At 42.4% G+C, this 17,874-nt stretch carries 24 protein-coding genes; all 24 read right to left on the bottom strand.

Annotation, left to right across the window (positions count from 1 at the left end):
• Positions 1-14 precede the first annotated feature (14 nt).
• Positions 15-329 (bottom strand): fructose PTS transporter subunit IIB, encoded by a 315-nt coding sequence (locus NSQ54_01050; protein WYP26741.1) that lies wholly within the window; start codon positions 327-329, stop codon positions 15-17.
• A 12-nt stretch (positions 330-341) separates the two neighbouring features.
• On the bottom strand, positions 342-773 hold the full coding sequence (locus NSQ54_01045) for a PTS sugar transporter subunit IIA (protein WYP26740.1): 432 nt from the start codon (positions 771-773) through the stop codon (positions 342-344).
• A complete protein-coding gene (locus NSQ54_01040) occupies positions 763-2,256 on the bottom strand; it encodes a PRD domain-containing protein (GenBank protein WYP26739.1) in 1,494 nt (497 codons plus the stop codon). Before NSQ54_01040 ends, NSQ54_01045 begins: the two co-directional genes overlap by 11 nt.
• Positions 2,257-2,477: 221 nt before the next feature.
• Positions 2,478-3,257, bottom strand: coding sequence for an ABC transporter permease subunit (locus tag NSQ54_01035; GenBank protein WYP26738.1), 780 nt, complete (start codon positions 3,255-3,257; stop codon positions 2,478-2,480).
• Entirely contained in the window at positions 3,254-4,159 is a 906-nt protein-coding gene (locus tag NSQ54_01030) for an ABC transporter ATP-binding protein (protein ID WYP26737.1), read from the bottom strand. The genes NSQ54_01035 and NSQ54_01030 overlap by 4 nt, the downstream gene beginning before the upstream one ends.
• Positions 4,159-4,362 (bottom strand): PLD nuclease N-terminal domain-containing protein, encoded by a 204-nt coding sequence (locus tag NSQ54_01025; protein ID WYP26736.1) that lies wholly within the window; start codon positions 4,360-4,362, stop codon positions 4,159-4,161. Before NSQ54_01025 ends, NSQ54_01030 begins: the two co-directional genes overlap by 1 nt.
• Positions 4,363-4,901: 539 nt before the next feature.
• Complete coding sequence (locus NSQ54_01020) at positions 4,902-5,225, bottom strand: YxlC family protein (protein ID WYP26735.1); 324 nt, start codon at positions 5,223-5,225, stop codon at positions 4,902-4,904.
• The gene (gene sigY, locus NSQ54_01015) at positions 5,212-5,742 is read right to left on the bottom strand and encodes an RNA polymerase sigma factor SigY (protein ID WYP26734.1); all 531 of its coding nucleotides are present in this window, start codon (positions 5,740-5,742) and stop codon (positions 5,212-5,214) included. Before sigY ends, NSQ54_01020 begins: the two co-directional genes overlap by 14 nt.
• 136 nt (positions 5,743-5,878) lie before the next feature.
• Positions 5,879-6,511, bottom strand: a complete 633-nt coding sequence (locus tag NSQ54_01010; protein WYP26733.1) for a DNA alkylation repair protein — start codon at positions 6,509-6,511, stop codon at positions 5,879-5,881.
• A 93-nt stretch (positions 6,512-6,604) separates the two neighbouring features.
• Positions 6,605-8,884, bottom strand: coding sequence for a phosphatase PAP2 family protein (locus NSQ54_01005; protein WYP26732.1), 2,280 nt, complete (start codon positions 8,882-8,884; stop codon positions 6,605-6,607).
• A gap of 190 nt (positions 8,885-9,074) precedes the next feature.
• On the bottom strand, positions 9,075-9,467 hold the full coding sequence (gene rpsI / locus NSQ54_01000) for a 30S ribosomal protein S9 (GenBank protein ID WYP26731.1): 393 nt from the start codon (positions 9,465-9,467) through the stop codon (positions 9,075-9,077).
• A gap of 19 nt (positions 9,468-9,486) precedes the next feature.
• Positions 9,487-9,924 carry a 50S ribosomal protein L13 gene (rplM, locus tag NSQ54_00995; GenBank protein WYP26730.1) on the bottom strand — a complete coding sequence of 146 codons (438 nt, stop codon included), beginning with the start codon at positions 9,922-9,924 and terminating at the stop codon, positions 9,487-9,489.
• A 187-nt stretch (positions 9,925-10,111) separates the two neighbouring features.
• Positions 10,112-10,861: a tRNA pseudouridine(38-40) synthase TruA gene (gene truA / locus NSQ54_00990; GenBank protein ID WYP26729.1), complete on the bottom strand. Its 750-nt coding sequence runs from the start codon at positions 10,859-10,861 to the stop codon at positions 10,112-10,114.
• A gap of 12 nt (positions 10,862-10,873) precedes the next feature.
• Positions 10,874-11,665, bottom strand: coding sequence for an energy-coupling factor transporter transmembrane component T (locus tag NSQ54_00985; GenBank protein ID WYP26728.1), 792 nt, complete (start codon positions 11,663-11,665; stop codon positions 10,874-10,876).
• Positions 11,665-12,540 (bottom strand): energy-coupling factor transporter ATPase, encoded by an 876-nt coding sequence (locus tag NSQ54_00980; protein ID WYP26727.1) that lies wholly within the window; start codon positions 12,538-12,540, stop codon positions 11,665-11,667. The genes NSQ54_00985 and NSQ54_00980 overlap by 1 nt, the downstream gene beginning before the upstream one ends.
• Entirely contained in the window at positions 12,516-13,352 is an 837-nt protein-coding gene (locus tag NSQ54_00975; protein ID WYP26726.1) for an energy-coupling factor transporter ATPase, read from the bottom strand. The genes NSQ54_00980 and NSQ54_00975 overlap by 25 nt, the downstream gene beginning before the upstream one ends.
• Positions 13,353-13,454: 102 nt before the next feature.
• Positions 13,455-13,817 carry a 50S ribosomal protein L17 gene (gene rplQ / locus NSQ54_00970; GenBank protein WYP26725.1) on the bottom strand — a complete coding sequence of 121 codons (363 nt, stop codon included), beginning with the start codon at positions 13,815-13,817 and terminating at the stop codon, positions 13,455-13,457.
• A gap of 137 nt (positions 13,818-13,954) precedes the next feature.
• On the bottom strand, positions 13,955-14,899 hold the full coding sequence (locus NSQ54_00965) for a DNA-directed RNA polymerase subunit alpha (GenBank protein WYP26724.1): 945 nt from the start codon (positions 14,897-14,899) through the stop codon (positions 13,955-13,957).
• 163 nt (positions 14,900-15,062) lie between these two features.
• On the bottom strand, positions 15,063-15,455 hold the full coding sequence (gene rpsK / locus NSQ54_00960) for a 30S ribosomal protein S11 (protein WYP26723.1): 393 nt from the start codon (positions 15,453-15,455) through the stop codon (positions 15,063-15,065).
• Between the two features lie 22 nt (positions 15,456-15,477).
• The gene (gene rpsM / locus NSQ54_00955) at positions 15,478-15,843 is read right to left on the bottom strand and encodes a 30S ribosomal protein S13 (GenBank protein WYP26722.1); all 366 of its coding nucleotides are present in this window, start codon (positions 15,841-15,843) and stop codon (positions 15,478-15,480) included.
• 22 nt (positions 15,844-15,865) lie between these two features.
• Complete coding sequence (gene rpmJ, locus NSQ54_00950) at positions 15,866-15,979, bottom strand: 50S ribosomal protein L36 (GenBank protein ID WYP26721.1); 114 nt, start codon at positions 15,977-15,979, stop codon at positions 15,866-15,868.
• Positions 15,980-16,047: 68 nt separating this feature from the next.
• Positions 16,048-16,266, bottom strand: a complete 219-nt coding sequence (gene infA / locus NSQ54_00945) for a translation initiation factor IF-1 (GenBank protein WYP26720.1) — start codon at positions 16,264-16,266, stop codon at positions 16,048-16,050.
• Between the two features lie 164 nt (positions 16,267-16,430).
• The gene (map, locus tag NSQ54_00940; GenBank protein ID WYP26719.1) at positions 16,431-17,177 is read right to left on the bottom strand and encodes a type I methionyl aminopeptidase; all 747 of its coding nucleotides are present in this window, start codon (positions 17,175-17,177) and stop codon (positions 16,431-16,433) included.
• Complete coding sequence (locus tag NSQ54_00935; protein ID WYP26718.1) at positions 17,174-17,824, bottom strand: adenylate kinase; 651 nt, start codon at positions 17,822-17,824, stop codon at positions 17,174-17,176. The genes map and NSQ54_00935 overlap by 4 nt, the downstream gene beginning before the upstream one ends.
• Between the last annotated feature and the right edge of the window lie 50 nt (positions 17,825-17,874).

The raw sequence follows: 17,874 nt of genomic DNA, 5'->3' as shown, positions 1-17,874 counted from the left end.
CCCATTCACAATAGTTATTTCTGCCCGATTACCTCTGCTGCTTTGGCGATAAGTTTGTTTGGTGACTTCACCGCAATTTCAGTTGTCACTTCAATCATGCGTTTTCCTTCAAAGCGTTCTTTGCCTGCAATCTTCACGTCTGCTGCAATAATTACGATATCTGCTGCATCGATTTGTTCCTGCGATAATTCATTTTCAGTTCCAATGGTGCCCTGCGTTTCAATGTGAATCTCGTGTCCCGCCTTCTTACCTGCGTTCTCTAATTTCTCCTGTGCGATATATGTGTGTGCAATCCCTACTGTGCATGCTGCTACTCCAACGATTTTCATATTGAATTCCTCCTAGTTTTGATTAACTGTCTTTAGAATGTCCTGCTCGCTCATTGTTATGAGTTGTTGAACAAACTCCTCATCGGCCAAGGTCCGAGTGAACCCAGCGATGTCTTTTTTTAATTGAACGCTTTCATTTTCTGCAAGGGAGATGACAATCAGTAACTGAATGTCTTTTGTTGTCTCGTCCCAATTCTGTATCGGCTCGGCTAAGCGGATGAAGATGATTTCACTCTTCCTCACGTAAGGACTTTCAATGTGTGGAAGCAAAACATGTTCAGCAATCATCGTGCTACCGAGCTCTTCTCTTTGTTCTAACTGCTTAATAACCTGTTTGACACCATTGGATGTCTCACTTACAAGATCAGCAATAAAGCTAAATACCTCGCCACGACTATTCAACGTACAATCGACATATGTGCGAATGGTAAGATTACGACTCATGATAGATCGCCTCAATCTTACTTTGAAGTCGCTTCTGATCATCAAACGTAAACATCGCACTAACAAGTAGCTGGTGAATCTGCACATCCTCTTTGATTCGAATGGTACTCAGAATTAATTCCGCATCGGGATACGTTTCCTTCACTAATTGCATATCGTGAGAGCCCACAAGTCCAACAATGTCGAGCTCTGGAAACGTACGAGCCACCTTTGCTTTTAACAATTCTGAGGTTCCGATACCAGTTGTACACATAATCAGCGTTTTAATGGGTCGTTGATGCTGCCCCGTGACAATCACTTTTGCAAAGTAAAGGGTAATAAATGCATTCTCATCTTCGTTAATCTCAGGTAATCCAAACCGTCTGCTAACGAATGCTGAGACATCTGTCACGCCTTTAAACACGTCTTCATACGTCACTTTAATTTGCTTTAACAAACCGTTTTTTACTCGGATTTTGTAATCCAATCGGTTCAGCATCGGTTTGATGTGATTTGCTAAGTCGATAAAGATGGATTGGCTTTCAATGTCAATTCCAAGGTATTCGCTCATTCCATCAACATACGCTTGCGTAACCTCTACCACATTTGGTGAAAAGGTTGAGGTAATGGCAAGGGAGCCCTGCATCCTTGAGGAAACAAGATATTGATACAAAAAGTAGATCTCAATCTCTGGCAATGAGCTGTTCAAGTAAATCTCGATGTTATGAACAACGTCTCTTGCTACCGGATAAAGAATGGCATCTCCTCTCATATTCTCCTTTTCAATATCAGAAACCTTATCACTGAAAAATAGTGCAGGTGCCTTTCTAGAACGACTTAAGAGAATGTACACATGGGAGAAAATGTTTACGTTATACGGATAAGGGATGGTAATATCCAATTCCTTTTCAATCGTTCTTAGCTGACCTAAGATAAACAGCACATCGTATTTGTTAAAGTGAAGTTCTTCATTACTCTTCAGATCGTCAAGGTCAATCGTATGGAAGATTGGATTTGTCTGTTTAATCGCTTTTCGAATATCCGCTTCCTCACCCAGTACGGCGAGCTTCCGGTCTTTTCGTTCAAGCGTTACGTTAAAAGCTTTAAGCTCCTCACTCATCACCTGTTCGTCATTTGAAATGACAGAATCTCCAATATAATAATCACTAAACAAATCATAGATTGGAATCGGTTTAGGAGATGAAAGCAACAACTCCTCCATTACACGACTGCGGCGCTCACTGGGAGTAATCTGGCTGCCTTTATCGCTTGTCTTGCTTTTCTTATAACTGATGAATGTCTCATAATCGAGTGTATATCCTCTCCCTCTCTCTGAAAGAATTAAAGGGTGATCCCGATATTCATCATTAATTTTCTTAATTAACCGGTACACAGTTTTTTGAGAAACATCGAGTGCTTTTACTAGCTCCTCTGAGGTTACGTAACCCTGGCTTTTAGACAAGAACAAGATCAGATCTTGTTCGCGGTTATCTTTTGTACTCACAGTCACGCCTCCCTTGTATTCATCATAATGGACTCGAAAGAAAACGCTTCCTTGTTTTATGACCGTTGCAACGGTCATTTTAGTGACATTTTTCTAAAGCTGCTTTGGTAAGGCTTCTAGACTCCTTACTACTTTTCCAAAATGTATAAAGGCTTATGCCAATCTGCAAATAAAAAAGCTCCTACCCATCCATTGGGTAAAAGCTAAATCGCGAAGTGCTTTTATTGTAATAGCTCTTTCTTCTTAAGGAGTTGAATGGATAAGAATAGAATGAGTGTCATAACAAGTAGCGTCATAATAAATGCTGGTATGAAAGAGGGTCCTAGCTCCGCCCCTATCAAAATCTGCGCTGTGTGCTCAGTCATTGCAGCAGGACTCCAGCTCATCTTTTCCCCCATAAACGAAGTGAGTGCTGACAGAGCAAAGACAACAATAACGGTTAAAAACGCAACACTTCCGTTCCCTTTCATGATTGTACTAAAAAAGAGTGTAATGGTCACAACAAAGATAAGCCATAAACTATAGATAAGTACACTTTGTGCCATTTGATTAAAAGGAATGGTTTCAATCAGGAGATTTGTATAATACCAAGAAGCAATCGATCCAATGAATAACGAAACCAACGTGATCGTCACAAGCCCTGCCCACTTGGACAAGATATAAGATGTATAGGAAACGGGTTTGATCATAACAATGGCTGCAACCCCCGACTGTTTCTCAGCAGAAACCACACCCATCGCACTTAAGACCAGAATGAGAACACCGAGAAGGCCATAGTTTGATACCACTTGGATAAATACTTCTGCACTAGTGGGAGTCGGCATCTCAAGAACCGTTCCCTCCGGCAGTCCCCCAAAGGTATCTAACAGCTCAGGCATGAAATAGGAGCTGATTGGCTGCATCACACCCAGTAAGATAAAGACAATGGGGATCCATACCATCTTATAATTGCGTACCATCTCAAGCATCTCTTTTTGGTAAAGAACGATCCATTGCCTCATGCCTTCACCACTTTCATAAACAGATCCTCGAGTGTCGTGTGAGCTAATTCGAATTTAAGAACTGGAAGATTTTGCTCCACAATGTCTTTGAGTAAGATCTGCTTTCCTTTTATTAGGTCGTTCAAGAGAATGTTCGCTGTGTTTCCCTGGCTATTCACCTCAGACACAAAGCTATATTCTCCAATACGTGTCAGCCACTCTGATTCTTGAGATTCAAATTCAATCTCGATCATTGGCTGCCGGTGCGAATTCATAACCTCACGTAATTCTCCTGATATCGCAATGTCTCCATCATGCATAATTAAAATATGATCGCTAATTTCTTCTGCATCATGAAGAACATGAGTAGAGAAGAGGATGGTTGTCTCCTTCTTAATCTCTCTCATCATGTCTAACACCTCACGCCTTCCGAGTGGATCAAGAGCTGAAACAGGTTCATCTAAGATGAGTAAGCTTGGACGATGGATCAGTGCCTGCGCTAAGCCAAGTCGCTGCTTCATTCCTCCCGAATATCCTCCAATTCTTCGTTTCATCGCATGAGTGAGTCCAACTCGTTCAAGTAACTCAGCACTTCTCTTTTCTGCTTCTTTTCGGTTTAACTTAGCTAACTGACCTGCAAATACTAGAAACTCCTTCCCAGTCATCCACGGGAAAAACGTAGGGTATTGAGGTAAGTAGCCAATAAACGGTCTCACATCAGAGACCCGTTCTCCTTTAAATGTAATACTGCCTGCTGTTGGTGCGAGCAGTCCTGATAACATTTTTAACGTTGTTGTTTTCCCTGCCCCGTTTGGACCAAGTAGGGAGACACATTTGCCTTCTTCAAGCTTAAAATCAATCCCTTTCACCGCATCCATACGTCCAAAGCTTTTTGTCAGATCTCTTATCCTCATTAATTCCATTACTCTGATCTCCTCCCCATCACAAAATAAAGGACAGGACCGAGCAGGTTAACGAAAATAATAACTAAAATCCATATCCATTTGGGTCCGTTTGTGTTCTCTTCTTTACTACATGACACGAGTGCAATGATCATCAACACAAATTGTAAGGCGATGATTGGTACAATCGCTCCCCATGGTACTCCATTCAATAGCTCATTCATGTCATCCCTCCATCTTGTTTTGTTACCTTTAATACGAATAGGTCAGGAGGATCGTTCACAAGCAACAAAAAAGAGGATGAAACAAAAAAGTAAATCACATATCATTTAATAAAAATTCAACACAGTAATCGATCCGCTCCCAGGGAATCCCTCGCTTTCCATGGGTACGGCCTCAGCCCCTTCCGCGGAAAACCGCCGCTACAGGGTCTTCACCACGTACTTTTTCCATAGGAGTCTCAGGTTCCCCTTCCGCTCGTTTTGATAAAAAACAAAAAGCGAATGATTCATTGATCGAATCATCCGCTTTTTTCTGGCTGTCTATTATTTATTTCCCAGCCTATGTCTTTTAAATAGCTTCCGTACAAAAATAAGATAAATCACAAGATACGTCGGAAATTGAATCAGGCCTAAAAATCCCCATAACCATGCATTGTGACCTCTCTTCCTTGCATCCCAAAACATCCAGGATCCTTGGCAGATAAGAGTGAGTGCGATAAGAATGGCTAACCATGGTGGGATGCTACTTAATTCATTTGTATTCATTCGTGACGAACCTTCCTTCTTGGCTTATACAGAGCAATCGGTAAGAGAATCAATCCAATCAGCTGCACATACAGAAAGACGATCGGTTCACGATACACAATGGCCATCCCTATAGACAGGATAAAAATCGAAACAAAGATAAAGACGAGCAGCTCTTTCCATCGCTTCTTCTGTACTTTTTTCTTCTCGAGTTCTACTTGTTGCTGAAACCACTGAAGATTTGGTGTGGAAATGGTTTGCCACTGATCTATTTTTTCTAGGCCATCACTTATTTGCTTTGCTGTCTTAGCCTCTTCATTCTGGCCATCATACTCCTTCAAGACGATCCAACTCCTTTCGCACACGCTTTAACCCATTTGACACTCTCGATTTTACCGTTCCCTCGGCAATACCCATCATCTTCCCAATCTCTTCATAGGAATACCCATAATAATGCTTTAGCACAATCGGCATACGGATCTCTACGCTAAGCTCGGCAAGAACATCAAGAACATCCTCCCACTCGTCATTTCGGTTCGCTACATTCCATTTCATCTGCCTGAGCGCCTGCTCCTGCTCAAGCCATTGTCTCTCACGCTTTTTCCTTCGTTTGAGATCAATAAAAAGGTTTGATGCGATGGTGATGAGCCAGGAAGAGAACTTCGAGTCACCGTTATAGAGGTGAATCTTCTCCACACTCTTCATCATTGTTTCCTGTGTTAAATCCTCGGCCATTTGTGGATGAAGGGTGACCTTTATTAAATACTTTAAAAGAAACGAATAGTTTTGCTGCAACAAGGTTGAAAGTGCTAATGAATCTCCCTTTTTCGCCTTTTGGATCAAGTCCTTTTCATCCATGAGATCTACTCCATACGATCATAGTCTAGTTGTAATACGAATAGCTTGGAGGAATCGTTCATTTCTTTAGAAAGTTTTTTTATGACATTCAAAAAATCCTCCCTGCTCTAACATGCAAAGAGGTTTTTCGTGCACGTCATTTATTCATTCGTTTGTCCACTTCTATTGATATAAACTCCGGCAAATAATTAGGCGTACATCCTTTTGAAACCATTTCACCTTTATAAAGACCCGTTCGTTCGCCAATTCTTATACACCGCTCTCGGTACGATTCATCATAGATGCCGATCCAACCTGCAGTGAAATTCATCGCCCATTGCACTTCCGGCTCTTCCTCTGCCATATTCGTTTCAATGGCAGAAAGTAGGTATTCCGTATTATCCGGCGGCGTCTTACCCATCCATCTTAAACGAGCCTGATAATACCAGAAGATCCTCCTTTGAAGAGCGGAAGGACTGTGCTCCCACGATTCCATCAATGCGATCGTTTTCTTATCTTTTGAAAGCTGATTCGCCATTAACCAATCCACTAACTGATTTCGTTCATCTATTGGATGAGTCTGCATATCCAGATCAAGCTGATTAAGCACGTCCTGTGAAAGGAGCTTTTTGTCCATAATTAAAATAGCTAACAGTCTGGCTGAAATTTCTCCAGATGCCCACAGCTCCAACGCTAATTCATGGTCTTTTTTTATGTCCTTGGCCATCTTTCGTAGCTCGCCAAGCTTTGTCGTGTGATTAATCTGAGATAGAATGGCTTTTGCTTCCATTTAGAACAACTCCTCACTTCTTTTCACATTATTATAACAAGAATCATATTAGAAAAAAGCACCGGCACAAGACCGATGCTTTAAGTTAAACCATTAAGCTGTTCTTCTTCTTGTAAAAAGTAAAACTCCACCGCTTAATGTCATCAATACTCCTACTAACAGGAACGTTGGAATGAACGTAGCCGTATCCGGTAGTTTGTTACTATCGTCTGCTACTAGATGAGCAATCACTCGATCTTCTTCATACGTTACAGTCACGCTATATCCAGGTGCCATCACTTGATCAAAGGTACCTTCCACTTTATCTGCAGTCATTAATGTGACCTTAGTATCCTGGCCTGCTTCATAATTAGATAGGTCGAGTTTTAGATCTCCACCATCAAGGTATAACACTTCATCTACAGTAAGTGACGTTTTGTCATTGTTCATTACGATTTCTAAGTTTCCAGCTTCCATCGTTACGTTGCCCGTTACATGTAGAGGCTTCTCTCCATTCACTAAAACCGTACCATCCTCAACATAAAGGTCGCCCGTACCAAAAGCTGTTTCAGATGTAGCTTCGAGTGTTCCTCCTTGCAGCAGTGTTCCTCCTGCGTAGCTGTTGTCTCCTGTTAATGTGAGGGTTCCGGTTCCTTGTTTCGTGAGCATCCCGTCGCCAGTGATGTTATTTCTCCACCAATCCTGCGCATGGAACCTTCCTTTTGCTGCATCCATGTCTACCGTCACGTTGCCGAGAAATGCACCATAACCATCGGATGCTGTCACCAAATCGATTCGTCCCCATCCATAGGATTCATCGAGTACTGGATAGCCAGAATCAATCTCTGTTGTATACAACACTTCTCTACGTTGTTGATCATCTAAATAGGGCTGACGTGTTTCAAGCAAAACTTCTGCCCCTTTAGGTACAACAGGATCTAATCCTTTTGTGCCTGTTTGAGGTAACCCGTATGTTAGCTTCTCACGGTAGAATGCTTTATTGGCTTCATGATCTTCCCATGCCTTTTCATCATATGCATTTTCAAATGTATAATCTCCTGTAACGGTATGAGCAAATTCATATAAGCTCATATCCTGTTCTTCAGCTAATGCACCGAATACATCGCCTGTATTTTGATAGGCTTTATCTAAAATATCTCGATTTTCATCTAGATTATAGGCATATGCAGTCATAGCAGTCGATTGTATTCTTCCTCCAATGACATCAAGAGGAGAATGCATTCCAGTCACAATTCGATTCTCTCCCATTTGAGCCGCTCTCGTTAAAAATTCCGCATAACGTTCTGGTGTTGCATAGGCAAAACCAAATGTTGATAGATAGGCTGCACTCGTATGTCCACTAGGAAAGGCTCCATCTTTTCCTCGTCCGTCCTCGGCTATTCTCTTCACATACTCCAGTGCCGGTATAACACTTACATTCGTTTCATACTGCTCATGATTTCTTTCGCCAGTCGCTTTTGTACCACCAGAAGGTAATTCTTCTTCGGCACTCTCGCCACTTCCGATTGATGTCCAAACAGGCAACCCGTTCTCGTCGACCGTTTCAATGACCTCACCTTTAGAATTCATTCTGTATGGTCTTGGAGAAGAATAAAAATACTTGGAAGGATTAGATGAGGATGGGCTCTGAAATCGGATTAAGTCCATCAAGGCCATTGCATCTTCAAGCTCAGACCCTTCCCAGGCTCCCATCCCTTGAGATTCATCTTCTGCCGTTTCTTCCTCCAACAGCTTGTCCATCTCATCAGCTGAACGGATCACGATTGTTTTTGGTTGAACAATATCAACATATATATTAGCTAACGGACCAAAACCGTCCATCATGCTGTAGATCTTATCTCGTTGATCATCATAATATGCTGCCAACGCTTCTTCTGGTGTGCGATCATTCGTTACTTGCTCGACATATCGAATATTCGCTTCCCACGTAGCTTCATCTCTAATTTCAGTGTTCGCAAAGGTTTTCTTATCTGCGACAACCTTTGTCTCATCATTTTTGTACCCATCAAAATAAACAGTTGGCCCATCCCCGTAACTTACAACCTCACCATTTTCACCTGGTTCCGTTAAAGCAGTCCCGTCTCTCCAGGCTGGCTGGTTCATCGACCATACCTGATCAAACCCATCTAGAATATGTATAAAAGGGTTGGTCTCGGCAATATTCTTTAATTGATCATCGGCCGCATTTCCTCCGTGATCAACCGCTGATAACGCATGTTCCTCTTCCGGAGCATCGGTTTTCCATTCATCCGATGTTCCTTGTGGTTTTGAAGGTTTTGCGAGTTGAGCGCTGGCCTCAGCAGCAAGACCAAACGATCCCATTGTTAAAACAGAAAGTAGAAAGAGCGCGGATCCTTTTTTAGTTGATTTCATATCTTTTAGTGATCTCTCCTTTTATAGTGAATCGTTTTAACCACTATAAAGTTTAGAGACTATATGTAAATGGAATGTAGGGATGATGTTAAAAGTATGTAAGTCCATGTTGAAAGTACGTTGAAATAAAAGCAAAAAACCCTCTCTGCTCCAAAGAGCAAAGAGGGTAAACATTGATATAACAAGTATATTAACGTTTTGAGAACTGAGGTGCGCGACGTGCTGCTTTAAGACCGTATTTTTTACGCTCTTTCATACGTGCGTCACGAGTTAAGAATCCTGCTGATTTAAGAGCTGGACGGTTGTCAGGATCAACTTTAAGAAGTGCACGAGAGATACCGTGACGAATTGCACCAGCTTGACCAGTGAATCCACCGCCGTCTACGTTTACGTGTACATCATATTGTCCTACTACGTCGATCTCGTTAAGTGGTTGTTTAACGATAAGCTTTAGTGTTTCAAGACCAAAATACTCATCTAGAGAACGTCCGTTTACTACGATATTTCCATCACCGGGAACAAGGCGTACACGAGCAGTAGAGTGCTTGCGGCGACCTGTACCATAATATTGTACTTGAGCCAATGTAATACCCTCCTATCGATTAACCGCGAAGTGTGTAAACTTCTGGTTTTTGAGCTTGATGTTTGTGTTCGTTACCTGCATAGACGTGAAGCTTCATACCTTGAGCACGGCCAAGAGTATTTTTCGGAAGCATTCCTTTAACAGCTAGTTCGATCATACGCTCTGGCTTGTTGTTACGCATGTCGTTAGCAGTTGTTTGCTTAAGACCACCTGGGTGGTTTGTGTGGCGGTAGTAGATCTTACCGTTTAGTTTGTTACCTGTAAGTTCGATCTTTGAAGCATTGATTACGATCACGAAATCACCTGTATCGATGTGAGGTGTGAAAGTTGGTTTGTTTTTACCACGTAGAATTGATGCTACTTCAGAAGCCAAACGACCAAGTGTTTGTCCTTCTGCATCAATAATATACCATTTGCGCTCGACTTGACCTGGCTTTGCCATATATGTTGTACGCATGGATTGTCCCTCCTAAGAACGTATTTTTCTTTATTCGTTGTTCATTGAATGTATGTTGGTTACTTACCATTCCGTAACCCGGGGCTAGTGGGTCTTTAGAATTACCATTTAACATCATATAATATTCAGCGGGCAAAGTCAATACCATCTTGTAAAAACTCTGCCGGGTGTTTCATTATTTTTGAGTCTATTGAAACAAAGGCTCCGCATAGGTTACAGACCATAAATAAAGGCCGTCCGCAGGTGCAGTTTTCCCTGCCGCACTTCGATCCTCTGCTGCGATAATTCTTTCCATATCAGCTGGGCTTCTCTTGCCTGTCCCAACCTCAAGTAGCGTCCCAACAGCAATTCGAACCATGTTGTACAGAAAACCATTACCCTCGAGAATAAACTCTAGCTCGCGCCCATTTTGTATGATCTCACACCTTGTCACGGTACGAACCTTATCCTGAACAGATGTATTTGCAGCACAAAACGAGCTAAAGTCATAGGTGCCGACAACACTCTCGGCTGCCTCGCGCATTGCGTCAAGATTAAGTGATACAGGTACATACGTAGCACGATTTCTCATAAATACATCTTCCTGTGTGACCACTTTGTAACGGTATTGTTTACCTGTTGTTGTAAATCTTGCGTGAAACGACTGCGTGACATGCTGACTTTCTGCAATCCGAAGATCTGCTGGAAGCAATGGATTAAGAGCTTTTGGCCAGCGATCTTCTGGTATATTCATCGAACTATCAAAATGAATAACCTGACCCACCGCATGGACGCCTGCATCCGTTCGTCCGGATGCGACTACCTTGACTGGTGTCCCGCGATGAAGCTTCGTTAGAGCACGCTCAAGCTCTTCCTGCACCGTTCGTCCGTTCGGTTGCACCTGGTATCCAGCAAAGGCGGTACCGATATACTCAATCTTACACGCAATTCGTTGCATACGTCCTGCTCCTTACTTCCATAAAATAATCCCAATCGCTGCACAAAAGGTGAAGCCAAGGGTCCACGTATCAAGCCGTTTCCACGTTAGCTCTCTGAGTGATGTTCTCTTCCCACCAAGCTGATAACCACGTGCTTCCATCGCATGAGCCATCGTATCTGCACGCTTAAACGACTGAATGATAAGGGGTAGAAGCAGAGGATTTAATGCTTTAAGTCTTGATATAATTGGACCCGATTTAATGTCAGCTCCCCTTGCTGCTTGTGCTCTTGTCAGCTTTTCGGTTTCCTCTGTTAAAATTGGAATATAACGCAAGGCAATCGACATCATCAGAACCATTTCATGAACAGGGATCTTTAGCCGAGTAAGAGGCTTAAGCAGCCACTCCAACCCATCTGTCAAATCTGTAACCTTTGTTGTTAATGTTAGAAATGAGGCAAACATAAACAACGTCAGAATTCGTAAAGCAACAAATGCCCCTTTAACCGCTCCACCTGAGTAGATTCCAATCGCTCCTACCGAAAACCACTCTGTACCTTCGCGCGTAAAAACCAAATGAAATAGAAAAAAGAAGGTAATAAGAACGAAAATCGGTTTTATACTTTTTACGTAGTAATAGAATGGTATACGTGTAAGATAAGCTAAGACTAGACTAATCCCTGCCATCATCAGCAAGGTCGGAAACGTTCCAGCTAAAAATAATACTATTGCCAAAGTGAAGACACTAATAATCTTTGATCTCGGATCAAGACGATGAATAAAGGATTCAGCAGGAACATATTGACCAATGATTGAATAAGCCATTACTCCAAACGCCCCCTACTCGTAGACATATAAGTAGCTATATGCTCAACAACCTCGCTCCTTGTTTTTAGAAAAGGAACATTGTCTTGGTTTGTAGCACGTTTAAATTGCTGCATAAACCGAATAGTCTCTGGTAGCTCGAGCCCAATCGACTCTATTGCAGAGGCTTGCCCGAAAACTTCATCTGGCTTGCCACTCAAGTAAACAGATCCCTTATTCATCACAACCATATAATCTGCAAACCGCAGCGCATCTTCCATATGGTGTGTAACCAGTATCGAGGTTAGCTTATGCTTCGTATGATACGTGTAAAGCATATCTAGAATGCGCTGCCTGCCTTCCGGATCAAGCCCCGCTGCTGGTTCATCTAAGATTAAGATCTTAGGATGCTGTGCTAGTATTGAGGCAATGGCAACACGGCGCATTTGCCCACCTGATAGATTTAGTGGTGAGTGGGTAAGTAATTCAGTAGAAAGGCCAACCTGAGGCAAAACCTCTTGAGCACGTCTCCTAGCCTCTTCTTTTAACACACCAAAGTTCATCGGACCAAATATGATCTCTTTTTCAACCGTTTCTTCAAACAACTGATGCTCCGGATATTGAAATAGAAAACCGATGGCTTCTCTCAGCGCACGAAGAGAGTGTTTATCTTTTTTAGGAGTTAATCGGTATGCCCCTACTTGAACTTCCCCTACCGTTGGATGGAGCAACCCATTCACATGCTGCACCAATGTAGATTTTCCTGAACCGGTTGGACCAACGATCACGGTAAAGCTACCTGAAGGAATCTTTAGATTGACTTGATTCAGTGCCAAATGCTGAAAAGGGGTTTTAGCCATGTATAGATGATCTACACCGGTAAATTGTATCTGCATAGGCGATCAATCAACTCCTTTTCAGAGTGACAGGCTTGTTCAAGAGAAATACCAGCCTTACTAAGCTCTTGTTGAAGTTCAACTACAAACGGTCGTTTTAGAGCAGTCGTTTCGAGTAATGGTTCATCTGCAAACACCAAATGTGGAATATCGTTCACAACAATCTGACCTTGATCCATTACGATAAACCGATCCGCTTCCAGGACCTCTTCCATATCATGAGTGATCATTATAATCGTGATTCCTTGGTTTGATATCTCTTTTAATGCCACCATGACTTCATGTCGCCCTTTAGGATCAAGCATACTTGTGGCTTCATCTAGAATGATAACATCTGGTTTGAGAACAAGAATTCCTGCTAGACCGACACGTTGCTTCTGGCCACCTGAGAGTTGATGGGGCGCTTTATGCAGTAAGTCCTCTAAGCTCAACAACCTGGTGTAATGATTCATTTGCTCGACCATCTTCTCACGAGGAACCGAGTGATTCTCTAGTCCAAAAGCTAGATCATCCCATACAGTTGCCCCGATAAATTGATGATCAGGATTTTGAAAAACATACCCAATTCGTCTTCGTTGGGTCTGTTTGTCTGATGCAGGAGTAAGTGGTTCCCCACCAAGTAGGATAGACCCACCTGATGATTGAAGTTGCCCGTTTAGAATTCGTGCCAACGTTGATTTTCCAGAACCATTTCGCCCAGCAAGTGCGACAAACTCTCCTTCTTCAATCGTTAGATTCAGACCAGATAGTACGCGATGACTAGCCCCCGGGTATTGATAGTGCAGATCTTGGATATCAATGAGAACAGCCATCCACTCAGCTCCCTTTTTTGAATACAAAAAAGGGCAATAGAGTCAGAGCAATAATGCTCACAGTCTCTTCTGCCCTTAGTCGCCTCATATAAACGTTACAGGTTATACAAGCTCAATGTATACCATTGGTGCACCGTCTCCACGACGCGGTCCAATTTTAAGAATACGAGTGTATCCACCTTGACGTTCCTCGTAGCGTGGTGCGATATCAGCGAATAACTTTTGGATTGCATCCTGATTCGTTTCTGTATCAGCTACCTCACGACGAACAAATGCAGCTGCCTGACGACGAGCATGCAAGTCTCCACGCTTACCAAGTGTAATCATTTTCTCAACGATTGAACGAAGCTCCTTCGCTTTTGCTTCCGTTGTTTCGATGCGCTCGTTGATAATTAGATCTGTAGCAAGATCACGGAATAATGCTTTACGACCAGCACTATCACGTCCAAGTTTTGCGTATGCCATGTGTATTTCCCTCCCTTAGCCTGCTCGTTGGAGCAGAGTCCTTAACATGAAAAAATCACCTAACAACAGCATATAATCGCCATTGCATCGGTTTCTTATTAATAATAGAAGCCGTAAAAGAAACGGCCGGGGCTGGCTTATTCTTCGTTACGAAGACCTAAACCTAGCTCACCCAACTTTTCTTGCACTTCTTCTAATGATTTACGACCAAGGTTACGTACCTTCATCATGTCTTCTTCTGTTTTATGTGTTAGCTCTTGAACCGTGTTAATGCCAGCACGTTTTAAACAGTTATAAGAACGAACAGATAGGTCAAGTTCTTCGATCGTCATCTCAAGTACTTTTTCCTTCTGATCTTCTTCTTTTTCAACCATGATTTCAGCATTTTGCGCTTGATCTGTTAATCCTACAAAAATATTGAGATGTTCATTCAAGATTTTAGCACCAAGAGAAACTGCTTCCTCGGGACGAGTGCTTCCATCTGTCCAGACATCAAGGGTTAGTTTATCATAGTTAGTTACTTGACCCACACGTGTATTCTCAACTTGATAGTTTACACGAGCAACAGGTGTGTAAATAGAGTCGATTGGAAGAACACCAATTGGCTGATCGTCATTCTTGTTTCCTTCAGCCAATACGTACCCACGACCGCGTTTAGCTAATAGACGCATGTGCAGATTTGCACCTTTTGTCAATGTAGCAATATGAAGATCTGGGTTTAGTACTTCAACATCACTATCGTGAGTTAAATCACCAGCAGTGACAACTCCTTCACCCTGAATATCAATCTCTAACGTCTTCTCTTCTTCAGAGTAGATCTTAAGAGCAAGCTTTTTCAGGTTCAGAATGATCGTTGTTACGTCTTCCACAACGCCTTCAATCGTTGAGAATTCGTGCAACACACCATCGATCTGAACTGCTGTAACTGCTGCTCCCGGAAGAGATGATAGTAGAATGCGGCGCAAAGAGTTACCTAGTGTTGTACCATATCCTCTTTCAAGGGGCTCTACTACAAACTTACCGTATTTTGCGTCTTCACTAACTTCAACCGTTTCAATATTTGGCTTTTCAATTTCGATCATTAAACAAACCCTCCTTCAAAACGTCGAACTCCGGTAGACCGCAAGGATTGCCTAAATGGTCTCCCATAGGCAAATCCAAACTTTCACCTTCAGGTCAATCGGATTGTGATCGTCTCATCCATTATTGACACTTACAGGAAATCTATACAAATGAGTGATTCTGTTACACTCTGCGACGTTTTGGTGGACGGCAGCCGTTGTGTGGAACTGGAGTAACATCTTTAATCATGTTAACTTCAAGTCCAATTGCCTGTAAAGAACGAATTGCTGCTTCACGTCCAGCTCCAGGACCTTTAACAGAAACTTCAATTGTTTTCATTCCGTGTTCCATTGCCGTTTTAGCAGCAGCTTCTGCAGCCATTTGAGCAGCGAATGGAGTAGATTTACGAGATCCCTTGAATCCAAGAGCTCCTGAACTAGCCCATGAAATCGCGTTACCTTGTGTATCTGTGATAGTCACAATTGTGTTATTGAATGTAGAGCGGATATGAGCCACACCAGATTCAATATTTTTCTTCTGCCGGCGCTTTGGACGAGTATTCGTTTTCTTAGCCATAGTTATCCTCGACCTCCTTTACTTATTTCTTCTTGTTCGCTACAGTCCGACGTGGACCTTTGCGTGTACGAGCGTTATTTTTAGAGTTTTGCCCACGTACTGGCAAACTACGACGGTGGCGAATGCCTCGATATGAACCAATTTCAATTAAACGTTTAATGTTTAGTGAAACTTCACGACGAAGATCCCCTTCAACCTGATGAGCTTCTAATGCTTCACGGATTTTACCAAGCTCTTCTTCCGTTAGATCACGAACTCGAGTATTTTCTGATACGCCAGCTTGCGCTAGAACTTGAGAAGCTTTCGCTTTACCAATTCCGAAAACGTAAGTAAGTGAGATTACTACTCGCTTATCACGCGGAATATCAATACCTGCAACACGTGCCATACGTTCTGCACCTCCTTATATATTAACCTTGTTTTTGCTTGTGTTTCGGATTTTCGCAAATAACCATTACGACACCTTTGCGCTTAATGACTTTACATTTTTCGCAAATTGGTTTTACCGATGGACTGACCTTCATAACAGATAACCCCCTCCTGTAAGGAAGCGCACAGCAGTAACAATTGTTATGCCAGTGCTTGTTTGATGTTATTTATACCTATAAGTGATTCGTCCACGTGTCAGATCATATGGAGACAGTTCAATTGTGACCTTATCTCCTGGAAGAATACGAATGAAGTGCATCCGAATCTTACCTGATACGTGAGCGAGGATTTTGTGACCATTCTCAAGTTCTACACGAAACATTGCATTAGGAAGTGGTTCAATAACCGTTCCTTCTACTTCAATAACATCCTCTTTAGCCATGTACTATGTTTCCTCCCTTCAGTAAATCGTTCTATATCAACTAGCACGTAATTCCTAGAATTGCACGTTTCATCAAAAGAGGGTTTTGCTTCTTCAAACAAAAAACCCCTAACATTCCTATAATAACATTAAAGCCTATTAAAATCGACTATTCACTGATAAAATCAAGCTTTTGTCAAAATTTCATAGCCTGTTTCTGTTATTGCAATCGTATGCTCGTAATGAGCGCACTTTTTGCCATCTACCGTAACAACCGTCCAATTATCTTCAAGAGTTCGAACATATCTCGAACCAGCGTTGATCATTGGTTCAATTGCTAGAACCATACCCTTTTTAAGGCGTGTGCCTTTTCCAGGAGGTCCGTAGTTCGGAATTTGTGGATCTTCATGTAAGTTTTGCCCGACTCCGTGTCCGACATACTCTCTTACAATCTGAAATCCAAGAGGTTCGGCATAATTCTGAATAGCATGCGAGATGTCTGAAATTCTTGCACCAGGCTTCGCTTGCTCTAAGCCCTTATATAGTGCAGCCTCTGTAACCTCACAAAGCTTGCTGTCTTCAGCACTAACAGAGCCAACGGCATATGTCCATGCTGAGTCACCATGATATCCATTATAGTAGGCACCAATATCCAGACTAATTATATCGCCATCTTTTAAGACCCGCTCACCGGGAATACCATGTACCAGTTCCTCGTTTACTGAAGCACATACACTGCCTTTAAATCCGTTATAGTCCAAAAATGAAGGAGTTGCTCCGTGAGAGCGAATGAATCTCTCAGCAATTTGATCGAGTTCGCCTGTAGTAACTCCTGGCTTAATATGTGGCTTGAGCTCTTGATGAGTCAGTGCCACAATTCGACCAGCTTCACGCATAATTTCTAATTCCCTCTCGGTTTTTAGAATAATCATGCACGGAGTCCCTTAATCAGGGAATCAATCTCTTCAAACACATGATCAATCTCTCGATCGCCCTGTATCGTTTGAAGATACTCTTTCTCAGTATAGAAGTCAATAAGCGGCTGTGTTTGCGCAATATTTACCTCTAGACGCTTTTTAACGGTTTCTGGTTTGTCGTCTTCTCGTTGAATCAGATCACTACCATCAACATCATCTTTTCCTTCAACCTTTGGCGGGTTAAAAAGAACATGATAGGTGCGGCCAGAAGTTGACACTCTACGTCCAGTTAGTCGATCCATAAGCAATTGCTCAGGAACATGAACATATAGTACGTAGTCTAACGTACGTCCTTGTTCAGCTAAAATGTTTTCGAGTGCTTCTGCTTGAGCGACTGTTCTTGGAAAGCCATCTAGTAGAAACCCTTTTTTGCAATCATCCTGGGATAATCGCTCGCGTACTATACCGATTGTGACTTCATCAGGTACGAGGTTGCCTGCATCCATGTAGGACTTAGCTTCCACTCCCAATTCAGTCTGATCTTTGATCGCAGCTCGGAACATATCTCCCGTTGAAATATGAGGAATCTCATATTTCTTAGAGATTTTTTCTGCCTGAGTTCCTTTACCGGCACCCGGCAGTCCCATTAACATTAGATTCATTACGAGTCCCCTCTCATCCGTTCTCCCGACAACAAGCGAACGGGGTGTAA

It is taken from the genome of Alkalihalobacillus sp. FSL W8-0930 (assembly GCA_037965595.1).
GTDB lineage: Bacteria > Bacillota > Bacilli > Bacillales > Bacillaceae_D > Alkalicoccobacillus.
Note: the sequence above shows the minus strand (reverse complement) of the source record. Positions and strands in the feature narration are given on the sequence as shown.

Coding starts and splice junctions, on each gene's coding strand:
- NSQ54_01050 (WYP26741.1), bottom strand. CDS start 329: ATGAAAATCGTTGGAGTAGCAGCATGCACAGTAGGGATTGCACACACA.
- NSQ54_01045 (WYP26740.1), bottom strand. CDS start 773: ATGAGTCGTAATCTTACCATTCGCACATATGTCGATTGTACGTTGAAT.
- NSQ54_01035 (WYP26738.1), bottom strand. CDS start 3,257: ATGAGGCAATGGATCGTTCTTTACCAAAAAGAGATGCTTGAGATGGTA.
- NSQ54_01030 (WYP26737.1), bottom strand. CDS start 4,159: ATGGAATTAATGAGGATAAGAGATCTGACAAAAAGCTTTGGACGTATG.
- NSQ54_01025 (WYP26736.1), bottom strand. CDS start 4,362: ATGAATGAGCTATTGAATGGAGTACCATGGGGAGCGATTGTACCAATC.
- sigY (WYP26734.1), bottom strand. CDS start 5,742: ATGGATGAAAAGGACTTGATCCAAAAGGCGAAAAAGGGAGATTCATTA.
- NSQ54_01010 (WYP26733.1), bottom strand. CDS start 6,511: ATGGAAGCAAAAGCCATTCTATCTCAGATTAATCACACGACAAAGCTT.
- NSQ54_01005 (WYP26732.1), bottom strand. CDS start 8,884: ATGAAATCAACTAAAAAAGGATCCGCGCTCTTTCTACTTTCTGTTTTA.
- rplM (WYP26730.1), bottom strand. CDS start 9,924: ATGCGTACAACATATATGGCAAAGCCAGGTCAAGTCGAGCGCAAATGG.
- truA (WYP26729.1), bottom strand. CDS start 10,861: ATGCAACGAATTGCGTGTAAGATTGAGTATATCGGTACCGCCTTTGCT.
- NSQ54_00985 (WYP26728.1), bottom strand. CDS start 11,665: ATGGCTTATTCAATCATTGGTCAATATGTTCCTGCTGAATCCTTTATT.
- NSQ54_00980 (WYP26727.1), bottom strand. CDS start 12,540: ATGCAGATACAATTTACCGGTGTAGATCATCTATACATGGCTAAAACC.
- NSQ54_00975 (WYP26726.1), bottom strand. CDS start 13,352: ATGGCTGTTCTCATTGATATCCAAGATCTGCACTATCAATACCCGGGG.
- rplQ (WYP26725.1), bottom strand. CDS start 13,817: ATGGCATACGCAAAACTTGGACGTGATAGTGCTGGTCGTAAAGCATTA.
- NSQ54_00965 (WYP26724.1), bottom strand. CDS start 14,899: ATGATCGAAATTGAAAAGCCAAATATTGAAACGGTTGAAGTTAGTGAA.
- rpsK (WYP26723.1), bottom strand. CDS start 15,455: ATGGCTAAGAAAACGAATACTCGTCCAAAGCGCCGGCAGAAGAAAAAT.
- rpsM (WYP26722.1), bottom strand. CDS start 15,843: ATGGCACGTGTTGCAGGTATTGATATTCCGCGTGATAAGCGAGTAGTA.
- rpmJ (WYP26721.1), bottom strand. CDS start 15,979: ATGAAGGTCAGTCCATCGGTAAAACCAATTTGCGAAAAATGTAAAGTC.
- infA (WYP26720.1), bottom strand. CDS start 16,266: ATGGCTAAAGAGGATGTTATTGAAGTAGAAGGAACGGTTATTGAACCA.
- map (WYP26719.1), bottom strand. CDS start 17,177: ATGATTATTCTAAAAACCGAGAGGGAATTAGAAATTATGCGTGAAGCT.
- NSQ54_00935 (WYP26718.1), bottom strand. CDS start 17,824: ATGAATCTAATGTTAATGGGACTGCCGGGTGCCGGTAAAGGAACTCAG.